General features: G+C 32.7%; 20 protein-coding genes. 12 read left to right on the plus strand and 8 right to left on the minus strand.

What is annotated here, in order from left to right; translation table 11 throughout:
* Positions 1–38: 38 nt before the first annotated feature.
* A complete protein-coding gene (locus tag ACGK9U_RS06915; protein WP_394465636.1) occupies positions 39–1,040 on the minus strand; it encodes a hypothetical protein in 1,002 nt (333 codons plus the stop codon).
* A gap of 508 nt (positions 1,041–1,548) precedes the next feature.
* Here ACGK9U_RS06915 and ACGK9U_RS06920 point away from each other — a divergent pair.
* From ACGK9U_RS06920 to ACGK9U_RS06960, 9 genes are all read left to right on the plus strand, one after another.
* The gene (locus tag ACGK9U_RS06920) at positions 1,549–2,691 is read left to right on the plus strand and encodes a helix-turn-helix domain-containing protein (RefSeq protein WP_394465637.1); all 1,143 of its coding nucleotides are present in this window, start codon (positions 1,549–1,551) and stop codon (positions 2,689–2,691) included.
* A 121-nt stretch (positions 2,692–2,812) separates the two neighbouring features.
* Positions 2,813–3,505 (plus strand): DUF6134 family protein, encoded by a 693-nt coding sequence (locus ACGK9U_RS06925; protein ID WP_394465638.1) that lies wholly within the window; start codon positions 2,813–2,815, stop codon positions 3,503–3,505.
* A complete protein-coding gene (locus ACGK9U_RS06930) occupies positions 3,502–4,173 on the plus strand; it encodes a CPBP family intramembrane glutamic endopeptidase (RefSeq protein ID WP_394465639.1) in 672 nt (223 codons plus the stop codon). The genes ACGK9U_RS06925 and ACGK9U_RS06930 overlap by 4 nt, the downstream gene beginning before the upstream one ends.
* On the plus strand, positions 4,170–5,156 hold the full coding sequence (locus tag ACGK9U_RS06935) for an NAD-dependent epimerase/dehydratase family protein (RefSeq protein ID WP_394465640.1): 987 nt from the start codon (positions 4,170–4,172) through the stop codon (positions 5,154–5,156). The genes ACGK9U_RS06930 and ACGK9U_RS06935 overlap by 4 nt, the downstream gene beginning before the upstream one ends.
* Positions 5,153–5,971 (plus strand): SDR family oxidoreductase, encoded by an 819-nt coding sequence (locus tag ACGK9U_RS06940; protein WP_394465641.1) that lies wholly within the window; start codon positions 5,153–5,155, stop codon positions 5,969–5,971. Before ACGK9U_RS06935 ends, ACGK9U_RS06940 begins: the two co-directional genes overlap by 4 nt.
* A gap of 31 nt (positions 5,972–6,002) precedes the next feature.
* Positions 6,003–6,773, plus strand: a complete 771-nt coding sequence (locus tag ACGK9U_RS06945) for an SDR family NAD(P)-dependent oxidoreductase (protein ID WP_394465642.1) — start codon at positions 6,003–6,005, stop codon at positions 6,771–6,773.
* A 128-nt stretch (positions 6,774–6,901) separates the two neighbouring features.
* The gene (locus tag ACGK9U_RS06950) at positions 6,902–7,303 is read left to right on the plus strand and encodes a hypothetical protein (protein ID WP_394465643.1); all 402 of its coding nucleotides are present in this window, start codon (positions 6,902–6,904) and stop codon (positions 7,301–7,303) included.
* An 11-nt stretch (positions 7,304–7,314) separates the two neighbouring features.
* Positions 7,315–8,316 carry an NAD-dependent epimerase/dehydratase family protein gene (locus tag ACGK9U_RS06955; RefSeq protein WP_394465644.1) on the plus strand — a complete coding sequence of 334 codons (1,002 nt, stop codon included), beginning with the start codon at positions 7,315–7,317 and terminating at the stop codon, positions 8,314–8,316.
* A gap of 16 nt (positions 8,317–8,332) precedes the next feature.
* Positions 8,333–8,848, plus strand: a complete 516-nt coding sequence (locus tag ACGK9U_RS06960; RefSeq protein WP_394465645.1) for a hypothetical protein — start codon at positions 8,333–8,335, stop codon at positions 8,846–8,848.
* A gap of 61 nt (positions 8,849–8,909) precedes the next feature.
* Here the strand turns inward: ACGK9U_RS06960 and ACGK9U_RS06965 are convergent, their stop codons facing one another.
* The 5 genes from ACGK9U_RS06965 to ACGK9U_RS06985 form a co-directional block, all read right to left on the minus strand.
* Positions 8,910–11,174 carry a polyribonucleotide nucleotidyltransferase gene (locus tag ACGK9U_RS06965; protein WP_394465646.1) on the minus strand — a complete coding sequence of 755 codons (2,265 nt, stop codon included), beginning with the start codon at positions 11,172–11,174 and terminating at the stop codon, positions 8,910–8,912.
* Between the two features lie 155 nt (positions 11,175–11,329).
* Positions 11,330–11,599 (minus strand): 30S ribosomal protein S15, encoded by a 270-nt coding sequence (gene rpsO, locus ACGK9U_RS06970; RefSeq protein WP_209656607.1) that lies wholly within the window; start codon positions 11,597–11,599, stop codon positions 11,330–11,332.
* 117 nt (positions 11,600–11,716) lie between these two features.
* Positions 11,717–12,574 carry an acetyl-CoA carboxylase, carboxyltransferase subunit beta gene (accD, locus tag ACGK9U_RS06975; protein ID WP_394465647.1) on the minus strand — a complete coding sequence of 286 codons (858 nt, stop codon included), beginning with the start codon at positions 12,572–12,574 and terminating at the stop codon, positions 11,717–11,719.
* Between the two features lie 241 nt (positions 12,575–12,815).
* Positions 12,816–13,883: a class II fructose-bisphosphate aldolase gene (gene fbaA, locus ACGK9U_RS06980; RefSeq protein WP_394465648.1), complete on the minus strand. Its 1,068-nt coding sequence runs from the start codon at positions 13,881–13,883 to the stop codon at positions 12,816–12,818.
* A 133-nt stretch (positions 13,884–14,016) separates the two neighbouring features.
* A complete protein-coding gene (locus tag ACGK9U_RS06985) occupies positions 14,017–16,539 on the minus strand; it encodes a BamA/TamA family outer membrane protein (protein ID WP_394465649.1) in 2,523 nt (840 codons plus the stop codon).
* Between the two features lie 213 nt (positions 16,540–16,752).
* On the opposite strand from ACGK9U_RS06985, the gene ACGK9U_RS06990 reads away from it, so the two are divergent.
* Complete coding sequence (locus ACGK9U_RS06990) at positions 16,753–17,472, plus strand: TrmH family RNA methyltransferase (RefSeq protein WP_394465650.1); 720 nt, start codon at positions 16,753–16,755, stop codon at positions 17,470–17,472.
* 72 nt (positions 17,473–17,544) lie between these two features.
* Here ACGK9U_RS06990 and ACGK9U_RS06995 read toward each other — a convergent pair whose 3' ends face one another.
* Both ACGK9U_RS06995 and ubiE read right to left on the minus strand, forming a co-directional pair.
* A complete protein-coding gene (locus tag ACGK9U_RS06995) occupies positions 17,545–18,273 on the minus strand; it encodes a porin family protein (RefSeq protein ID WP_394465651.1) in 729 nt (242 codons plus the stop codon).
* 4 nt (positions 18,274–18,277) lie between these two features.
* Complete coding sequence (gene ubiE, locus ACGK9U_RS07000) at positions 18,278–19,003, minus strand: bifunctional demethylmenaquinone methyltransferase/2-methoxy-6-polyprenyl-1,4-benzoquinol methylase UbiE (protein WP_394465652.1); 726 nt, start codon at positions 19,001–19,003, stop codon at positions 18,278–18,280.
* 314 nt (positions 19,004–19,317) lie between these two features.
* On the opposite strand from ubiE, the gene trkA reads away from it, so the two are divergent.
* Both trkA and ACGK9U_RS07010 read left to right on the plus strand, forming a co-directional pair.
* Positions 19,318–20,667 carry a Trk system potassium transporter TrkA gene (gene trkA, locus ACGK9U_RS07005; protein WP_394465653.1) on the plus strand — a complete coding sequence of 450 codons (1,350 nt, stop codon included), beginning with the start codon at positions 19,318–19,320 and terminating at the stop codon, positions 20,665–20,667.
* Positions 20,668–20,679: 12 nt separating this feature from the next.
* Positions 20,680–22,173 (plus strand): TrkH family potassium uptake protein, encoded by a 1,494-nt coding sequence (locus ACGK9U_RS07010; protein WP_394465654.1) that lies wholly within the window; start codon positions 20,680–20,682, stop codon positions 22,171–22,173.
* Positions 22,174–22,216 lie beyond the last annotated feature (43 nt).

Raw genomic sequence — 22,216 nt, forward strand, 5'->3', positions numbered from 1 at the left:
AAGCAAATTTTTAACAAGGTTTAACGTTTAATATCGGTTTATTCAAAATCAAAAGCATCGTTATCAATTATTATTCTTTCGCGTAATCGGTTAATTTTTTGATGCATTCTGTTGAAAAATAATGATCTATCCTTTTCACCTGAATTGACTAAAAGTTTAGAGATGCTCATTTGTTTTTCGAAAAATTCAAACATAAGCTCACAAGTAGGTTGATGTTCAATTTTAAAATAGCTAATAACGGTAAATGGTGTAAAAAAAACTTTTTGATAAGGTGTTTTTACCATAATAGTATTGCTCATAGTATGAATATCGTTAATGTATAAATTATAAATAGCTTTGTTTTTAGAACCGATTAAAGACTGTTGAATAGCTTGTTTTTCTATATGGCGAATAACATCTTCTATGTCTTTACAAATAAGCAATGCTAATTCTTTAGAAAGTGCTCCAGCTTCAAAATAATACAGAACCTGTTGTAAGGTGCCATTAATAGTTGTGTTATTCCATATTTCAGTAATATTTATATCTTTATAAACTTCGCCTAATTTAAAAGCATTTTCGAGTAGAGATTCTGGGATATTTTTGATAAAGTCATCAAAAGTAAGTTTGTTCCTTGTCATGTCAGGGTCTACATCTTTCAACCAAACATATATTTTATAACGAGATAGTAAAGAGTCTTTTAAGGTGTGAAATAATGGAATGTCTTTAGCAGAATAAATGATGGAAGCGCTTTTAAGTTTGGTTAAAGGAAAAACACTATTATACGATTGTTTAAGCCACATTTCTAATCCTTCTTTATTATGAATTGGCGGCGACAACTCAGTAATGATTGTGTTCTGGCTTCCTACTTCAAATAATTTATTTAGTGAAATTTTAAAATGTTTTGCAAGTTTTATTCCTTCCTCCAGTGTTAAGCTTGTTTTAGAGTTAATACGTCTGTAAGCAGCGTCATAGCCTATGTCTAAAACATTAGCAATTTCATCCACAAAAGAGCTGTTGTTTAGTGTTTTTTCCTTTAAGTACTGAATAAATTGTTCTTGCATTTTTTGAGAAATTATAAGTAGGTTTTGGAAGACTTTGTGAAATTTAATAAAAATAGTTGAAATGTTTAGCACATTTCCTAAATGGTTTCTCGAAAAATGCAATTATTTTTGAGTATAAACTTGAATATCCAGCTAATTATGAAAACGAATATTATATTTCCGAAAACTTTTATAGATAGACTTTTAGATGGGTATATCTATTATGTAGTAGTAAACAAATCTCAAAAGCAAGCTAAACGTCACTCTCAAGTAGGCTTTGTGAACAACCAATCTCAATTATCAAGAGTTTAAACGAAAAGTATCTAAAATATCTTCATAATTTCTATTAAGAAATAGCAACATCGCCTTGTAAACAAATTGATTATAAGTGTTTAGTGTTGAAAACAATATCTTTTTTTGTTATATTCGTCTTAAGTAAGTTTAGTGTTTCCCTTTGTATTATTAATAGTTTGATTTTAATTGATTTTAGAACGTCTCTAAGGCATTCTTTTATTTTAATCGTACTGAGATGGATATAGTTCCAATTATCAATTTTTTGCTAATTGCCGGTGTTATTCAGGGTTTTGGATTTAATCTGGTAACTATTTTTGTGAAGAAGAAATTCAACAAAACCGTTGTTTTTTTAAACTTAGTGGTTTTATTCATTTCTTTAAATAATTTACAAAGGTGGCTTATTGATAATGGGTTTATTTCAGATTTATTTTTAATCCAACAATTAGAGGTGCCATGGTACGTTCTAATTTTTCCCATGTTTTATGCATTTACAACCCATTTTCTAAAAATAGAAAACAAAGTAAATGATTTTATAAAACTAACCCTTCTTGTTTTTATTATTGAAATTATAATTCGACTTTGTTTAATTTCTTATGTGTATTATAACGTGCCAAATCTAAACGATGCTTTAATTGAAAAATACACAAAAATTGAAGAAATATGTAATCTTATTTATTGTGTGTTTCTTTTTGTCAATACCTGTTTACTTATTTTTAGAAAGCATAGTTTGCTTAATTATATTTTAGCTTATGACGATTTAAACTGGATTAAATGGTTTATAAAGTTTGGAGTCTTAATTATCATTTTTTGGATCTTTGCAATAATTGTTAAAAGCAATACAGGAAATGAAATGGCTTATATTCCTTTGCGATTTGGTACTTCAATTTTATTGTATTGGATAGGTTATCAAGGATTTTATAAATATAATATTGTACAAGACCGTATTTCATTAAGAAGTACCATTACTAATAATAATGTGTTGATTTCTTCAGATATTGAAGCAAATAAATCATTTAATTATAATGAAGTCCACAACGAAAAACATAAAAATGAGTTTGAAGCCATTAAAAACCACATTATAAATAAAAAGCTCTATTTAGATCCTTTGTTGGGTATGGAAACCATAACTTCAGAATTAGGGATTAGTAAAAGTCATTTCTCCAAATTAATAAATACCTATAGCAATTATAATTTTTCAGACTTTATCAATTCATTGCGAGTAAAACAAGCCAAAAAATTTCTATCCAAAGATGAATTTAGTGCCTATACTATTGTGGCTATTGGTTTAGAGTGTGGTTTCAATTCAAAATCTACCTTTTATTCTGCTTTTAAAAAATTTACTTCTCAAACTCCATCCGATTTTAGGGCCCAATTTTAAGTTTTTAGTCCGAAATTATCGTTGGACATCCTAATTTTCACAACTTAGAATATATCGGATATTGGTATTGATGTTGCCTAATACTTTTACGATTATAAAAATAATCCTAAAACCGTTAGTCATGATACCAGTACTAATTTTATACGTTATTAAGCGATTAAAAAAAGATTCTTTCCTATCTAAACGAATAGCAGGGTTTAAGAAGTTGGCCATAAGATTAAAACTTATGTTTTTCCTTTTGGTATTAACCAATTCTTTAGCTGCAAGTGAGGTTCCTATAAGTAAAGTGATTACTTATAACGTGCTTAAAAACAATGTGGTAATAGGGACTATTAAGATGAACGAACTGATGCAGGGAGACTCGGTTACATATACTTTAGAAAGTAATATTGAAGCTCAGTATCTCTTAAAGTTTAAAATTACAGGCAAGGAGCTATCCATTTTTAAAGAAGGGATATTAATCCATTCCTCAGTTTTTAGAAAAGTAAACAATAAGGTGAAATCTAATCACAGTATTAGCTTGAAAAATGGTGAGTACAATCTTGAGTCTTTTGACAAGACAAGTATTCTTGACTTAAATCCTATAAAACAAAATCTTGTTTGTATGTACTTTAAAGAACCCTTAAGTGTACAAAATATTTTTTGTGACAATTTAAATAAGATGGTTCCGGTAAAAGCAATTAGTAATGGAGTTTATAAAGTTGAGTTTTCTAAAGGGAAGTACAACCTATTTCATTACAAGCATGGAAAATGTGTGAAAATTGAAGCCTTTAGTCCATTGTTTGATGTAATCCTAATACCAGCAAAATCATGAATACCTCAGTTATTATTTGGGTTTTAATATCCGTAAGCTTTACTACATACTTTATTGTAAGTATGATATATAAAAAGTTAGGTGTTAATAATTTGCAAACTGCATTAGTGGCTAGTAATGGTTTGCGCCTTTTGAATTTAAAGCATTTGCTTGGGATAGTTCTTTTTGGAATTCTATTTTATACAATCATCCCAGATTTACGCTTCCTGGTGGATTCTATAACCATTCCTAGATTATATGTGCTGTTGCTTTTTTTGAGTATCCTGTTTTTATGTGCCTACCTTTCCAAGTTGTCTGCTAATGAATTTGAAATTGAGAATGAAGATAAAAGTCATTACGATTTTTCAAATGCTTGGGTCTATTTCATTATTCGTTTTAGCTTTTTGCTATGCTATGAATTCTTTTTTAGGGGTGTATTGCTCTTTAAATTCTTAGAGTTCACAAATCTTCCATTGGCAATTTTATATGGCACCATACTATATGTGCTTATTCACATATTCGATTCAAAAAAAGAAATTATTGGAGCTATTCCTTTCGGAATTGTTCTATATGTCTTTACCTATTTTACAAACAGTATATGGTATGCTTTTTTTATCCATTTGGCATTATCGGCTGTTTATGAAATATCTCTGTTTTACTGTTTAACCTTAAAAAGCAAAATATCATGAAAGTATTAGTTACTGGAGCCACTGGTTATATTGGCCATCAATTGGCGTTAGCTCTTGCAAATAGAGACTATGAAGTAAATGCCTTGGTTAGGGATTTAAATTCCAGCAAGATTCCAATCCATAAAAATATAACACTTATAAAAGGCAATGTATGCGATTACCAATCTGTAGAAAGTGCATCAAAGTATTGCAGCTATGTTTTTCATACAGCCGCTTATACCAATCTTAAATCTGAAAAGTTCGATAATTTTTATAATACGAATGTTTTGGGTACTGAAAATATCTTGAAAGCATCATTATATCACAAAGTTAAAAAAGTGATTTACACGAGCACTTTGGCTGTATATGGTCCGTCTTATAAGCGTGTTTCAATTAATGAAAATCAACCCCGATTGGTGTCTTATTCAAATGATTATGAATTGACCAAAAGCATGTCAGAAGAGCTGGTTAGTGAATATCATAAAAAAGGATTGTCAAGCGTTACTTTGAACGTCACTCGAGTATATGGTCCTGGACCTAAAACATTCACAGGAGGGGTGAACACATTAATCTCTAAAATGGTTAAGAATGATTTTCTATTTGTTCCATCTAAGTTGGATGTAACTGCTAATTATGTTTTTATAGATGATGTGGTCAATGCGCACATATTAGCAATGAAACCTGCCAAAACAAACGAAAAGTATATCATTGGAGGCGAAAACATGAGTTATGAAGCCCTCTTTAAGACGATTAAAGATTTAACAAAAAGCAAAATTAAAATCATAAAAATCAATTATGGATTTTTAAAAATGTGTTTTTCAATAATGAATACTATTCAAAGAATTATGGGGGCTTCATTAGGTATTACCGCTAAGGTGATTGATTCTCTTTTTGTAAACAGATGTTCAACTTCCCAAAAGGCAATTACAGATTTGGGGTATAGCATAACACCACTAAAAAACGGGTTGTTTCAAACTATTAATTATTTAAAATTTCAATCATGATACTCAAAACATTTAAAGACAAAGTAGTTTTAATTACTGGGTCTAGTAGAGGAATTGGCAAAACTACTGCATTAACAATGGCTAAGAAAGGAGCAAGCATTATGTTGAATGGTAGAAATTTAAAAAAATTGCTTGAAGTAGAAAAGAGTATTAAAGATATAGGAGGGAAAGTTTCATTTTTTTGCTGCGATATTTCTGATCAAAATCAAGCAAAGGAATTAGTTGATTATACCATAAAAATATTTGGAAAGTTAGATGTTCTTATTAATAATGCGGGGGTATCAATGCGGGGGAATTTTTCAGAATTGAACCCGGAGGTATTTAGAGCAGTTTTTGACGTTAATGTTTTTGGATCTGTAAATACTTCAATACATGCAATACCCCATATAAGAAAATCTAAAGGAAGCGTTGTTTTCGTCTCTAGTGTTGCAGGTATTAGAGGACTGCCAAATAATTCGGCTTATTGTTCTTCTAAAATGGCTTTAAGAGCTATTGCTGAGTCTATAAGGATTGAAGAAGTAAATTCAAATATTCATGTAGGCTTAATATTTGTTGGAATAACAGAAATTGAAAAAGAAAAAACTACAATTGATAAAGACGGCGCACTGATTATTTTAAGAGATAGAGCTAAGCGCAATGTCCAAACATTAGCACAAGTTGCAAGTTCAATAGTTAACAATATAAAAAAAAGAAAATTTAGAACGACGTTAACAGGTCTTGGTAGGTTGAATGCTTTTTTACAACCAATTTTACCAGATTTGGTCGAACGAATTTTAATTCGATCAAATAAAAAAATTGAAGAAAAGTGTTTATAGAAAACCAAAAAATATTATTAAAAAAATAATCATGAAAAATTTTACACTAATAACAGGCGCAAGTCAAGGGTTTGGTAAATCACTGGCCATTGAATACGCAAAAAAAGAGATGAACTTGGTGTTAGTGGCACTTCCGAATTCCGGATTGTACGCATTAAGCGAATTCCTAAAATCGAATTTTCAAATCGATGTTTTGTTTTTTGAAATGGATCTTAGTTCTAAAACAAATTGTATGCGTTTGTACCGAGCAATCAAGGAAAAAGGTATCTCTATTAAATATTTAATCAATAATGCTGGAATGTTAAGTAAAGGTTTGTTTGAAAATATGAATGAAGATTATTTTCTTGCTCAAATCAATGTCAATGTAGCAACACCAACATTATTGACCAAGTTGTTTATGGATGATTTTAAGGAGAATGCTCCGTCTGGAATACTAAATGTAAGTAGTATGGCCAGTTTTTTTCATCTTCCAAAGAAGCAGGTTTATGGTGGTACAAAAGCCTATTTGTTATCTTTTTCAAAAAGTTTAAGAAAGGAGTTAAAGCCACATCGTATTTCGGTATCCATTGTTTGCCCCGGAGGTATGAATACCACAATAGGTTTATGTGTTCAAAATAGAAAGTTAGATTGGGTTTCCAGACAATCAATAATGAACCCAGAGGACGTTGCTAAAATTACTATTACTGAGTTTGAAAAAGGCAAGGAAGTTATTATTCCTGGAAGCGTAAATAAAACCTTTATGTTTTTAGATGCTATTCTACCAACGGCAATTAAAAGCAGGTTGACCAGCAATGCCATTTAAGGAGGTTCTATTGAAGAGGAAATGTGTCCGAAATTATCGTCTATAAACAATCTCGGATACCGGTTTTTTGGAGATCATTTAAATTTGAATTGTACAGTAAATATATCAAATCATTAATAATTGAAATTATGAAAACCATTTTCAGCATCATTTTTCTAATTGTATTTGTCCTTAAAATAAACGCACAAAGTATAAAGCTTTCTTCTTCTAAAATATTTAAGAATAAAGAAGTGCAAAAAAGTGTTGAATTAGATAAGAGCATCAATCTTTTTGATTCGTTTGATTTTTTGATAACACCTCAATTAGGAGGTTTGTTTAATGAATCGTTTAAATATGTTGAAGGCATTACTAATTTAAAAAACTATTTTGACGATTTTGATTTGGGACTAAAACTGGGAATAAAATATGAACTAATTAATAGACTAACGTTTACGCATGTTTATAATATTGGGTTGTTAAAATTCAATTTTAATGAATCAGAAAACATACAAAGTGCTATAGTAAAAGCAACTTTATGCTATAATTTTTAAATATTATATAAATGAAAAAATCTGATATTGTTTCTAAATCTACAGTACTTGTTACAGGTGCAAATGGGTTATTAGGGGTTAATACCATTATGGAATTGTTATCTCAAGGCTATTCAGTTAAAGGGTTGTTAAGAGATAAGAAAAAATTTCCAGCTTTCGAACATGAAAACCTTGAACTTATTGAGGGAGATATAATGGACTACAAATGTTTGTGTTCATCTATGGGTAATATTAAATATGTTGTACATATTGCTGCAACTACTAGTCAGAGTGTTTTAAATTATGAGGATTACAGGAAAGTGAATTTTGAAGGAACTAAAAATACCATAGAAGCAGCTATTATCAATAATGTTCAAAGGTTTATTTATGTGAGTACAGCCAGTGCTATTGGATTTGGATCCCTAGATAATTTGGGTAGCGAGTCGCATAAAATAAGAGATCCCTTTGATAAATCATTTTATGCAATTAGTAAGCTTGAAGCACAAGAATATATAGCTAAACAAAAGCATAGGATAGAAGTTGTTACCGTGAATCCTACTTTTTTGATAGGTGCATATGATAGTAAGCCCACTTCAGGAAAAATCGTTCTAATGGGGTTGCGAAAAAGACTTGTTTTTTGCCCACCAGGAGGCAGAAATTTTGTGGGCGTTAAGGATGTTTCGAAAGGAATAATAAAGGCTTTGGAAAAAGGTAAAAATGGCCAATTATATTTATTGGCAAATGAAAATCTAACTTTTAAACAATTTTTTCAATTGCTTCGTACAATTACAAATGGAAAATATTTAATACTTGAATTGCCAAAACCTGTTTTGCTAACCATCGGGTATTTTGGAAATATGTTGAGGTGGTTAAAAATTAGAACGAGTTTGTCAATGGAAAATATGAAAGCTATATGCTCAAACAATTATTATTCCAATAACAAAGCAAAGACTGAGCTGAGAATCGCTTTTAACCCCATTGGAGAAGCCATTAATGAAGCTGTTAAATGGTTTGTTAAATACAATCGCAATTAATAATTAAAAATGAATTATGAAGACGTATAAAGAACAAATTAAAACATTAACATTAAGTTTGATTATAATGTTAAGCATAAATTTCTATGCTCAAGAAAGTGCAATTGTTAAAAAAGCTTTTTTAAGGGTGTATAATTTAGAAGGAAATAAAATTGGTAAAGGACATGTTGTTTTTATTAATGATTCGCTTTTGAGATTAAAAGTAGGAAGCAAGCAAGAAAACATTAGTTTTCAAGAAATTGGTTCTATTAAAACCAAACGATCACCAGGTAATAATGTTCTTATTGGTTCTGTATCAGGAGCTACATTAGGGGCTATCATGGGTATTTCTTCAGCAGATCCAGACGCTTTGTTTTTCTCATATACAGCTGGCGAAGGCGCAGTCGCTTTTGGTGGGATAGGAGCTTTAGGTGGTGGTGTTATAGGAGGTATAACGGCTCTTTTTAAAAAATCAGAAACTTTTGCTATTAATGCTGATGAAGTGAATTGGAGTTTATTTCAAAAAGCAATAGATGAACAAAGATTTCAGTAAATTAAAAAGCCTCTCAAGATGTTTTCTTGTGAGGCTTTAAATTTATTAGATTAAAAAAAACTTAATCGTCTTTTCTATCTTCTCTAGGTTTTCTGTCATCACGACGATCATCTCTACGATTATCACGCCCACGGTTATCTCTACCTCTGTTATCACGTCCACCACGGTCGTTATTATCTCTTGGTGGTCTTGCAACATAACCTTCAGGTTTTTCTAACAACGCTTTACGAGATACTTTTTCTTTGCGCGTTTTTGGATCAACTCCAAAATACTTCACTTCAAAAACATCACCCATATTAACTACGTCACTTACGTTTTCAGTGCGTTCCCATGCTAATTCACTTACGTGTAATAAGGTTTCGTTTCCTGGTGCATCTAAATATTCTACAACAGCACCAAAATCAAGCATTTTAATAACTTTAACTTTGTATGAGTTACCAACTGTTGGTTTGAACATTAACGAATCAATTTTAGCTAATACAGCATCAATGCCTTCTTGTCCTGTTCCTAAAATTTCTACAATACCTTCTTCGGTAATTGGGTCTTCGTTAATAACAATCGTTGTTTTGGTAGCTTTTTGTAATTCCTGGATAACTTTTCCACCAGGTCCAATTAAAGCACCAATGAATTCGTTAGGAATCACTCTCGTGATCATTTTAGGCGCATGTGGTTTCACATCTGCATTTGGTGCAGCAATAGTTTCCACTAACTTGCCTAAGATGTGTAAACGTCCAGCTTGTGCTTGTTTTAAAGCATTCACTAAAATTTCATAAGATAGACCTTTTACTTTAATGTCCATTTGGCAAGCAGTAATACCATCGGCAGTACCCGTTACTTTAAAGTCCATATCACCTAAGTGGTCTTCATCACCTAAAATATCAGAAAGAACGGCATATTTACCAGTATCTGCATCAGAAATTAATCCCATAGCAATACCAGAAACAGGCTTTTTCATTTGAACACCAGCATCCATTAACGCCATAGTACCAGCACAAACAGTTGCCATAGAAGACGAACCGTTAGATTCCAATACTTCGGATACGACTCTTACAGTGTAAGGGCAATCTGCAGGTACCATACCTTTTAAAGCACGTTGTGCTAAGTTTCCGTGTCCTACTTCACGACGAGACGTTCCTCTTAATGGACGCGCTTCACCAGTTGAAAAAGGAGGGAAGTTATAATGTAAATAGAAACGCTCTTCACCTTCAAAAGATGGCATATCTATTTGGTTTGCTTCTCTAGAAGTTCCTAAAGTAACCGTTGCTAGTGCTTGAGTTTCTCCACGAGTAAAGATTGAAGAACCGTGTGTTGATGGTAAGTAATCAACCTCGCACCAAATTGGTCTGATGTCAGTCGTTTTACGGCCATCTAAACGTAAACCTTCATTTAAGGTTAAATCTCTAACCGCTTTTTTCTCAGCTTTGTAGAAATATTTAGAAACTAAACCACCAAAATCAGCTAATTCCTCTTCGGTAAACGTTGCTTTAACTTCTTCTTTAATAGCTTCAAAAGCAGCGCTACGTTCGTGTTTTGCCGATGCGGCTCTTGCTACAGCATATACTTTATCATAAACTAAATCATGAACTTTTTTAGCTAAAGCTTCGTCTTCGCGTTCCGGTTCATATTCACGAGTTTCTTTTTTGCCAAACGCCTCTGCTAATTTTACCTGCGCAGCACATTGTACTTTAATGGCATCATGCGCAAACTTAATAGCGTCTACCATTTCTTCTTCAGAAATCTCATTCATTTCACCTTCCACCATCATTACAGAATCAGCAGATGCGCCAATAACCATATCAATATCAGAAACTTCTAGTTGAGCTCTTGTTGGGTTAATAACAAATTTACCATCAACACGACCAACTCTTACTTCAGAAATAGGTGTTTCAAAAGGAATATCACTTAATTGAATCGCTGCCGAAGCTGCTAATCCAGCCATAGCGTCTGGCATAACATCATCATCATGAGACATTAACTGTATCATTAATTGCGTTTCAGCATGATAATCTTTTGGGAATAACGGACGTAAAACGCGGTCTACTAAACGCATTGTTAATACTTCGCCGTCACTAGGTCTTGCTTCTCTTTTAAAGAAACCTCCAGGATAACGCCCAGAAGCAGCAAATTTTTCTCTGTAATCTACCGTTAACGGTAAAAAGTCAACATCACTTTGTTGGTAGTTGGAAACAACTGTACACAAAAGCATACATTTTCCAGATTGCACAACAACAGACCCATGTGCCTGCTTTGCTAATTTTCCGGTTTCAATGGAGATTTCTCTTCCATCACCAAGGTCAATGACCTCTTTAAAAACTTTTGGAATCATAAATTTTTTAATTCTAATTAAACAATGGTCGTTGTGTTGTTGTGTGTAGTTGTTGTGTGACCAATGAAAAACTATAATAAGCTTCTTCAATACGGGTTTAGACTCTGCGCAGAGTTATATTTAAAACAAAAAAGAGGCTGAAAAGCCTCTTTTTTTTATTTTCTTAATCCTAATTCTTTTACTATCGCACGATATCTTAAGATATCTTTCTTAGTTAAGTAATCTAGTAAAGCACGACGCTTACCTACTAATTTCACTAAAGAACGCTCCGTATTAAAATCTTTACGATTGTTTTTTAAATGCTCAGTTAAGTGATTAATTCTGTAAGTGAATAATGCAATTTGTCCTTCTGCAGAACCTGTGTCTTTAGCACCTTTACCATGTTTTGTAAAGATAGCTTCTTTCTCTTTTTGATCTAAATACATGCTAATATTGTTGTAAATAATTTTTATGTACACGAAAGACTTTCTTTCGAGCGGCAAATATAGTAATTAATTATGATTTACAAATGTTAGATGTATATAATATATTATCAATAATTTTTAAGCTCTTAAAGGCTGGTTCAAAATCAAATCTAAATACTGATTAACTTTGGTTTTTAAGTCTTTTCTTAAAGTAATAAAATCTAAGAAACCGTGTTCCAATAAAAATTCTGAGGTTTGAAAGCCTTCCGGTAAATCTTTACCTGTTGTGTCTTTTACAACACGAGGTCCTGCAAAACCAATTAAAGCGCCAGGTTCCGCAATATTAATGTCGCCTAACATAGCGAACGATGCTGTGGTGCCTCCAGTTGTTGGGTCGGTACATAATGAAATATAAGGAATGCCAGCATCAGCCAATTGTGCTAACTTAACCGATGTTTTTGCTAACTGCATTAACGACAAGGCGGCTTCCATCATTCGTGCGCCACCAGATTTTGAGATAACCATTAAAGGTACATTGTTTTTTAATGAATAATCGGCAGCACGCGCAATTTTTTCACCTACAACACTTCCCATTGAACCTCCAATAAAAGCAAAATCCATACAGGCAACGACCAAATCTTTTCCTTTAGATTTACCAACGCCAACACGTATCGCATCTTTTAATTTGGTTTTGTCTTGAGCCGCTTTTAAACGATCTGGATATTTTTTAGTGTCAACAAACTTTAACGGGTCTTTAGATTCTAAGTTAGCGTCTAGTTCTTTAAATTTATTATCATCAAAAAGTATTTCAAAATACTCCTTGCTTCCTATGCGAACGTGGTAGCCATCTTCTGGACTTACATAGAAATTCTTTTCAAGTTCGTCTGTATCTACAATTTTCCCAGTAGGAGATTTGTACCAAAGTCCTCTAGGAGTATCTTTTTTTTCCTCTGTTGTTGTTGTTATTCCTTTTGTTTTTCTTTTAAACCAAGACATAATGATTCGCGATTTATGATTTACGATTTCAGATTTTAAAACCTTATATCGTTATTTGTTAGGGTTTTGGGCTTTTATTATTATAGCTAAAGCTAAAAGCTAGATTACAAAATTAAAGTTTTATTTTAATTTTGGTGTAACACCTTGCCTTTTTTATTGGTGAAATAATTTTTTGTAAGTATTTATAAATGAAAAAATCCTGCTTTAAACAGGATTTTTATAATTTAATAATACATTTGTTTTATAGTGTGTTCACATTGTTTAAATCTTCAAACGCTTGTTTTAAACGCTCAATAAATGTTTTTTCACCTTCACGTAACCAAACACGTGGATCGTAGTATTTTTTGTTTGGAGAATCTTCACCTTCAGGGTTACCAATTTGCCCTTTCAAATAATCAGCTTTAGATCCCATATAATCACGTATACCAGCCATAAATGCATATTGTAAATCGGTATCTATATTCATTTTTATAACACCGTAGCTAATACCTTCGCGAATTTCTTCAACTGTAGAACCTGAACCGCCGTGGAATACAAAATCGATGTGGTTATGACCTACACTGTATTTTTTAGAGATGTAATCTTGAGAATTTTTTAAGATTTTTGGAGTCAATTTTACATTGCCTGGTTTGTAAACACCATGTACGTTTCCAAAAGCAGCAGCAATGGTAAATTGGTCACTTACTTTGCTTAGTTCTTCGTAAGCATAAGCAACTTCTTCTGGTTGTGTGTATAATTTAGAGTCATCAACATCGCTATTATCTACGCCATCTTCTTCACCACCTGTAATGCCAAGCTCTATTTCTAAAGTCATTCCCATTTTAGACATTCTTTCCAAATAGCTTTTACATATTTCAATATTTTCTTCAATTGGTTCTTCCGAAAGGTCAATCATATGTGAACTGAAAAGCGATTTTCCGGTTTCAGCGAAATGTTTTTCACTAGCATCCAACATACCATCTATCCAAGGCAATAATTTTTTTGCGCAATGGTCTGTATGTAAAATTACAGGAACGCCATAAGCTTCAGCTAACGTGTGTACATGTTTTGCCCCTGCAATAGCACCAGCAATAGCAGCTTTTTGTCCATCGTTATTCAAGCCTTTTCCAGCATTAAATTGAGCACCACCATTAGAAAATTGAATAATTACAGGCGCATTTAGTGCTGCAGCAGTTTCTAATACACCGTTAATTGTATCTGACCCAATAACGTTAACGGCAGGTAAAGCAAATCCTTTTTCTTTTGCAAGTTTAAAAATGGCTTGTACTTCTTTTCCTGTAGCAACGCCCGGTTTTATGTTATGTCCCATAATTATTTGAAATTTTATTTTAGTTTGTGAAATTCAAAAGTAATCAATTTTTAAATTATTTTCAGTGTTTTTATGGTTTGAAAACACTAAAAAAGTACTAAAACGTTATAGTTTATATTGAATGATTTAAAAGTTAAAATGGATAGTTGATACCTATGTTATAAACGGCATTAGAAAAATTATAGTCGTTAAACCAGCGGTTTTGGTCTTGGTAAGAAGGATCGTAAGTTTTAAAGCCGATATCAAAACGGAAAACAAAAAAGCTGAAATCGTAGCGGAGACCAAAACCAGAACCTACGGCAATATCTTTTAAAGAACTTAGATTTGTAAACCTAGCATTTTCATCCGTTACATCGTCTAAAGCATTCCAAATGTTTCCAGCATCAACAAAAATGGCACCGTTCAAATTGCCAAATAAATTGAAACGTTGTTCTACACTAAAAGATAATTTTAAATTAGCTTCGTTAAATTCGTTACTGGATTCTGAACTTCCAGGACCTAAACGGTAAGCGGTCCACGCACGATTATCGTTAGCACCACCTGCAAAGAAACTTTTGGAAAACGGTATGTTATTGGAGTTTCCGTAAGGTATGGCTATACCAAAATAGCTTCTGGTAGCTAATACATTCTTTTTGCCCAAACTCCAATGTTTTACATAATCTAATTCGGTTTTTACGTATTGAGAATAAGCCACATTAAAAAGTTCGTATTTATTGTTCGCGTTTTTATCCAAACCCATAACATCAGACAAACTTGAAAGTAAGTTACCTGCCAATTCTAATTTAAAGCGAAAAATGGAGAAATTGTTATCAAACAAATTGGTACGCTCATCCTTGGTAAAACTAAAACTTGATGAAATAATTAAGTTGTTTTCTGTAAGCCGTTGTTTGCGTTCGTTTATGCTGTTTACAGTTGCTAACTGTGTAGATGAAATTCCACTAGGTGTTGGATTTGCTAAAACGTATGATAAAAAATCATTTGTTTCGGAAGGAATTGCTAAATCTTCGTCGGTATAATTTATATTTTTAGCAATGTTATTTAACGAGCTATATGAATTCTCATAAACACTAAAATAATTTTCAATATTTAAATTTCTTACATATTGAATATTAAAAACATTTAAGCTATTGGTAATTTTGGATGAAGGTTGCCAATTATAGTTAAAAGTACTGCTAAAAGTTTGCTTGTCCAATCCTATGTTGGTTTGACTGGTTGTTGCTAAACTTATTCGCGTACTTGGCGACATGTATTTAGGGATGATTTTTTCGGTGTTAAAAGGAAAAAAGAACCGTGGAATGGTTAATTTTAAATTGGCACCAATTTCATTAATATCAAAAAAAGGATCGTTTTCGTTTTTGTCTTTTGAAGCACCAATGGCACCAATGGCTGATAATTCTAAAGTTTCGGCGCCTCTAAAAACGTTTCTTATCATTAAACTTGGGTTTAATGAAAACCCAATAGTTTGAATATTACTTGTTGAAACATCGGTACTAAAACCTAAACTGAATTTCTTTAAAGGGGTTAATCTAATAGTGTCTGTTAATGTATAATCGGCATTTTCAATATATTCAATGTTAGGATATTTGAAAGTACGCAATTCGTTTAAATGTCTGTAAGTTAGTGTTCGGTCGCTATCTTTAAAAAGGGTATTGGGTGTAATGAATACAGCGTCGGTTAGTGCTTTTGGTCGGTATTTGATTTTATCATAGCTAAAAATTTTATAGCCCTCGTAAGTTATAGAATCTTGAAAAGGTTTGTTTCGGTTTTCAAATGTATAATCGGTTATAATATTTACATCTTTAATTCTGTAAATATCAAATGGCACTCGTTTTACAGAATCTTGTGTTCTTATGGCTCTATTTTGAATTAGAATATCAACATTTACTTTTTTGTTGGTTCCAATAGTATCCATTTCAAAAGTGATATAATCCTGGTTGAAATGATAGACGCCCGAGTTTCTCAATTCATTTGAAATACGTTCGCGTTCTTGCGAAAAATTTGTAGACCTGTATTGTTGGTTATGCTTAATTAACGAATTCTTTTTTGTTTTTTGATAAATTGAATTGACAACTTCAGATTTTATTTTTTCTGAAATGGTATCTAAAACAAAAGGAACGCCCGTTTCAACTTGGTACTCCACATCCGCACGTTTATTATCTTTTTTGTTGATGCTATAACTTGCTTCAACATCAAACCAACCATTGTTTGTGTAATAGGCTTCAAGTCTATCTGCCGATTTTTTAGCTTTATCTTCACTAACAATTACAGGTGCTTCTCCTGTTTTTCGGAGCCAATTATTAAACCCAATAGAGGACCTTTTTAATTTATCCAACTGTTTTTTAGATAAGCGTTTTGTTAAACGTTCTCTGCGGTTCGGTTTTTTGTCTAACCAAACTTCAAATAAGGAATCTCTGTTGTTTCGAGCTAAATTATATATGTGTAAACGCAAAGGTGTGCCAATAAGAGGGATTTTGCTGTTCGGTTCTTGGTATAATAAATTATTTATTGTTTCGGTATTGTCTTTTTTACCGTTTATTAAAATGGTGTTATTGGTAAGTAAATGTTGGTTGTACGGAACTCGTTTTACAGCATCACAGGATGTAAGGTATACTGTAATTAAAACTAAAAGTGTTATTTTTACGAATTGTAATTTCATCTGCTAATTTCTGTTTTTTAAAATGGTCAGATGTAATTCATAATATTGAAACTCGTATGTTTTTTGGAGTTTTTTGTAACTCATTTCAAATCAAATTAAAATTAATTCAGGTTCAAAGGTATTAATAAACTATTTGGTTAAAAATTAAGACCTTTGCGGACTCAAAAATACATTATTTAGTGTGTTTATTTTCATTTTCATAATCAATAAATTATGTTGTCTAAAAGTCAAATAAAATTAATAACAAGTTTAAAGCAAAAAAAACAGAGACAGCAACATGGTTTTTTTGTTGTTGAAGGTGTTAAAACCATAAAAGAACTACTGCAATCTCATTTAGAACTTCATGCGTTATATACGACTGAAACATTCAATATTGATGCCAAAAATGAAATTTTAATTTCTGAAACCGATTTAAAGCGAATAAGTTTTTTAACAACGCCCAATACCGCATTGGCAATTTTTAAAATACCACAAGAAAAACCTATTGAAACCAACGGACTTATTGTGGCGCTTGATGCCGTAAGAGACCCTGGGAATTTAGGAACCATTATAAGGCTTTGTGATTGGTTTGGTATAAAAAATTTAGTTTGTAGCAACGAAACGGTAGATTGTTTTAACCCCAAAGTGGTGCAGGCTACCATGGGTTCTATTACAAGAGTGAATATTAGTTATGTTGATTTGTTTGATTTTTTAAAATCGACAAACTTACCTGTTTTTGGTGCGTTTATGGAAGGTGAAAACGTTTATAAAAGTAAACTTCCAGAACAAGGTGTTTTGGTTATGGGGAATGAAGCCAACGGCGTTTCAAAAGAAGTGGAAGCAGTAATAACCGAGAAAATATCCATCCCAAGATTTGGCGATTTACAAGCCACCGAAAGCTTGAATGTGGCCACCGCTACCGCTATTTTATTGAGTGAATTTAAACGAAGGTGAGTCGTTTAGTTGTAGGTTGTTAAGTCGAATGGTTTAGAACATCTAAACAACAAACGACTAAACAACAAACATTTATTGAAACGTGAAATTCACAAAAACACCTCTGGTTTTCATGCTGTTTATGTTGTTTGTCCAAGGACTGTTTGGGTCTTCATCGCGAACAAGTTCATCGTTAATTCCGAATAATCCACGAATAGATGGTGTGAATTTAAAATTGTATAGATAAAAGTCTATACCAAAACCAAGTTCGTAAAACACATTGTTTTTGGTGGTTCTAAATTGCCCGTTTGCGTTGTCGTTTGGGTTTTCTTCATTACTAGACAGGTTCAATGCCGTTGAAAAACCGCCTACTATAAAGGGCTTGAAATTATTGATGCGTTTGGTTGATACTTTTAGCAATAGTGGCACATGTATATAAGTGGATTTTACCTCGCGTATTAAATCCGATTCTGTAAAGGCTACACCATCAAAGTAGGTTTGGCTATAATAAAGTTCTCTGGTTGTAATTAATAAACCGGGTTCTAAACGTAAATCTAAATAATCGTTAATACGTAAGTTTCCTATAAGTCCCACACTAAAACCAGGGCTTCGTTTTACATAAATATCGCGCAAATCTTCGTTGTAATCGAAGTTGAAATCATAATTGTTAATACCTAAAAAGTAGCCCCAACGCAATAAGTTGTTATCTGTAGAACCGTTTCCAGAGTTAGCATCATAAGTTACTTTTTCTTTCTTAAATAGCTGTGCATTTGAAGTTTGAAATAGTAGCAGTAATACGATACATGCAAAAAAATGCTTCATAGTTTTATTTAGATGATTTGTAAATTGTCGCAACACCAAATGTTTGCGGAAAATCTTCAACATTAATAAACCCAATTTTACGTAAAATATTGTTTAAAGCTTCACCATAAGGAAAAACAGATGCCGATTCGCATAAATATTTATAAGCACTTCTATCTTTAGAAAACAGTTTTCCAATAAGAGGTAAAATGTTTTTGGTGTAAAATTTATACCCTTGTTTATAAGGTGTTTTGGTTGGAATGGAAGTTTCTAAAATAACAAATGTGCCATTAGGTTTTAGTACACGGTAAATTTCTTTTAAGCCATTTTCAAGCGTTTCAAAGTTTCTAACCCCAAAAGCAACGGTAATGGCATCAAAACTATTATTATCAAAAGGCATGTTTTCGCTATCGCCTAAAATCATATCAATTTTAGTTTCTAAACCTTTCTTCTTTATTTTTTCCTTACCAATATCTAGCATACCGCTACTAATGTCTAAACCAATAATTTTGGTAGCATTGGTTTCGGCTAAATTAATAGCTAAGTCACCTGTTCCAGTGGCAATATCTAATATGGTTTCAGGATTGGTTTTCTTAACAAGTTTTACTACTTTTTTTCGCCATTTAATATCAATTCCAAAAGAAATAACGCGGTTCAGCCCATCATAATCTCCAGAAATGGTATCAAACATTTGGGTTACTTGTTCTTTTTTTCCTAAATCGCTGTCTTTGTAAGGCTTAATTTTTGTCAATGTGCTGTTTTTTTTTGGCAAACCTACATAATTTATTTCTACTTTAAAATATCAATTAAAATCTAAATACATTAGTTGCTTGATTAATTTTATCTTTTCTACAATATTTAATTAATACAATTTATAGTATATTATTGGTTGCATAAAGCTATTTTAATTCATGAATTGTAAATTATAGTATATTGCACTACCTTTAAAGGTGTTTTAAAATGAACGCTAATAGATGAAACATTCATAACGGAATTTTGATTCACATTGAAACTATTATATAGATGCTCTAACTAACCATTGAAAAAAACAATTGAAGTAAACACATGAAAATAATTATTGCTGGAGCTGGTGAAGTTGGATTTCATTTAGCAAAATTGCTATCTTACGAATCTCAAGAAATTACTTTAATAGACCCAAACAAGGTAAGTTTAGCCTATGCCGATACTCATTTAGATATTCGAGTTATAAGAGGCGATGCCACGTCTATTGCTATTTTAAAAGAAGCCCGTGTTAATACTTGCGATTTATTTATAGCTGTAACCTCAAGTGAAACCACCAATATTACCATTTGTGTGTTGGCCAAACAATTGGGCGCTAAAAAAACCATTGCTAGGATTTCAAATACCGAATTTATTCATCATAAAGAAGAAGTTGGGTTTACAAAATTTGGTATAGATGAGTTGATTTCTCCTGAAGCTTTAGCGGCTTCAGAAATTGAATTATCATTAAAACAGTCTTCATTCAATGAAAATTATGAGTTTGAAAATGGAGCGCTTACCATGGCGGGTTTAACCTTGTCTAGGTCGGCATCATTTGTTGGAAAAACGGTAAAGGAAGCAGCTCAAATTTTTCCGGAATTGCATTTTGTGCCTATTGCCATTCAGCGTTTTGGTACGCAATATACCATCATTCCTCGTGGCGATACAAAGTTTAAACGGGGTGATAATGTGGTGTTTATTACGTCGGAAGGTGGTGGGGATGAACTGTGTAGGCTTACCGGGAAAATGAATAAAGCCTTGAAAAATGTAATGATTTTAGGCGGAAGTCAAATAGGTTTTAAAACAGCAAGGGATTTAAGCGAAAAAGGCTTTAACGTCAAACTCCTGGAAGGCAATAGAGACAAAGCTTTTGAACTTGCCGAAATACTTACAAAGGTATTGGTTATTAATAGCGACGGGCGCAATGTTGATTTATTGGACGAAGAAAACCTAAGCGACATGGATGCTTTTATTGCTGTGGGGGCAAACTCCGAAACTAATATTATGTCTTGTTTGGTTGCTAAATCTAAAGGCGTTAAAAAAACCATAGCATTGGTTGAAAATATGGATTATTTTGAGCTTTCGCACTCCATAGGTATTGATACGCTGGTAAATAAAAAACTATTGGCCGCCAATAATATTTTTAGATATATAAGACGCGGTGAAGTAGTTGCCATGACAAAACTGAACAATCTGAATGCTGAATTGCTGGAGTTTGAAGTAAAAGGTACATCGGCAGTTTGTAACAAAACCATTAGGGCTATCGATTTTCCTAGGTCTGCCATTATAGGAGGTGTTATTAGAGATGGTGTTGGTATGATTGCACTTGGTGATTTCAAAATTCAAGAGGGTGATCGTGTTGTGGTATGTTGCTTACTTCAGTCCATTAAACGGGTTGAAAAATTATTCCTTTAAAAAAAATAAGAATTGAAACTCAACTATAAAATTATTTTTCACTTTTTAGGATTGCTATTGTTGTTTAATGGCGGTTTTATGCTATTGTCTGCACTTATAAGTTTGATTTATAAAGACGGGGTTACGCTCCAAATATTTTTTGCGGGTCTGTTTACCATCATAATTGGCATAGTAACCATGCTTCTTACCACCAAGCATAAAAAAGAAATGAATAAACGTGAAGGTTATATTGTAGTAACCTTTGGTTGGATTATTATGTCGCTTTCTGGTACTTTGCCTTATGTATTAACGGAAAGCATCCCCAATTTTACCAATGCTTTTTTTGAAACCATATCGGGTTACACCACCACAGGAGCTTCCATTTTAAACGATATTGAAATAATGCCCGAAGGGATATTGTTTTGGCGTAGCACCACACACTGGATAGGTGGTATGGGTATTATTGTACTGGCCATAGCTATTTTGCCTTTATTGGGCATAGGAGGGATGCAGCTTTTTGCCGCTGAAGCTCCAGGACCCAGTGGCGATAAATTACACCCCAGAATAACCGATACTGCTAAACGCTTATGGCTCATCTATTTTGGTTACACCGCAGCCGAAACCTTGTTGCTTAAACTGGCAGGTATGTCGTTTTTCGATGCTATCAATCATTCCATGGCAACGCTTTCCACAGGTGGGTTTTCAACAAAGAATGCCAGTGTAGCCTATTGGAATAACCAACCCGTAATACAATACATCATCATATTGTTTATGTTTTTAGCGGGCTCAAACTTTGTATTAAGTTATTTCGCCTTCAAAGGAAAAGTTCAAAAAATAATTAATGATGAAGAGTTTAAACTCTACTTTAAGTTTGTAGCGGTTTTTACCATTATTGCGGCACTGGTTATTTATTTTTATGCAGATATATCTAAATCGTCCATCAACCACCCTATGGTTTGGGGCGAGGGCGAAAGCGTGTTTAGGCATGCACTATTTCAAGTACTAACGGTTATTACTACAACCGGTTTCATAAGTGCAGATTATACCCTATGGACGCCCTTTTTAACAGTTTTCTTTTTCGGGCTCATGTTTCTTGGCGGGTCGGCAGGAAGTACTTCGGGTGGTGTAAAAGTAGTGCGCCATTTAATCCTTATTAAAAACGGTTTTTTAGAATTTAAGCGAACACTGCACCCTAATGCCATTGTACCCGTTCGTTACAATAATAAAGCCATCAATAGGTTTATTGTATTTAATGTATTGGCATTTTTTATACTCTATATGCTGTCGTTTATAGTAGGAGCTTTGGTGTTTTCTATGTTTAATATAGATTTTGAATCGGCCATAGGTCTATCCGCTTCCAGTTTGGGTAATATTGGACCAGCGTTGGGTAATTTTGGTCCCGTAAACAACTATGCCGCATTGCCACCGTTAGCACAATGGTGGTCTTCTTTTTTAATGCTTATTGGGCGTTTAGAACTATTTACCGTACTCATTCTGTTTACCCCATTCTTTTGGCGAAATAGATAATTAAACGAATTCTTAATATTTTGACGTTACCCAAAGAGTTATA

The organism is Mariniflexile sp. HNIBRBA6329 (genome assembly GCF_043558645.1).
Taxonomy (GTDB): domain Bacteria; phylum Bacteroidota; class Bacteroidia; order Flavobacteriales; family Flavobacteriaceae; genus Mariniflexile.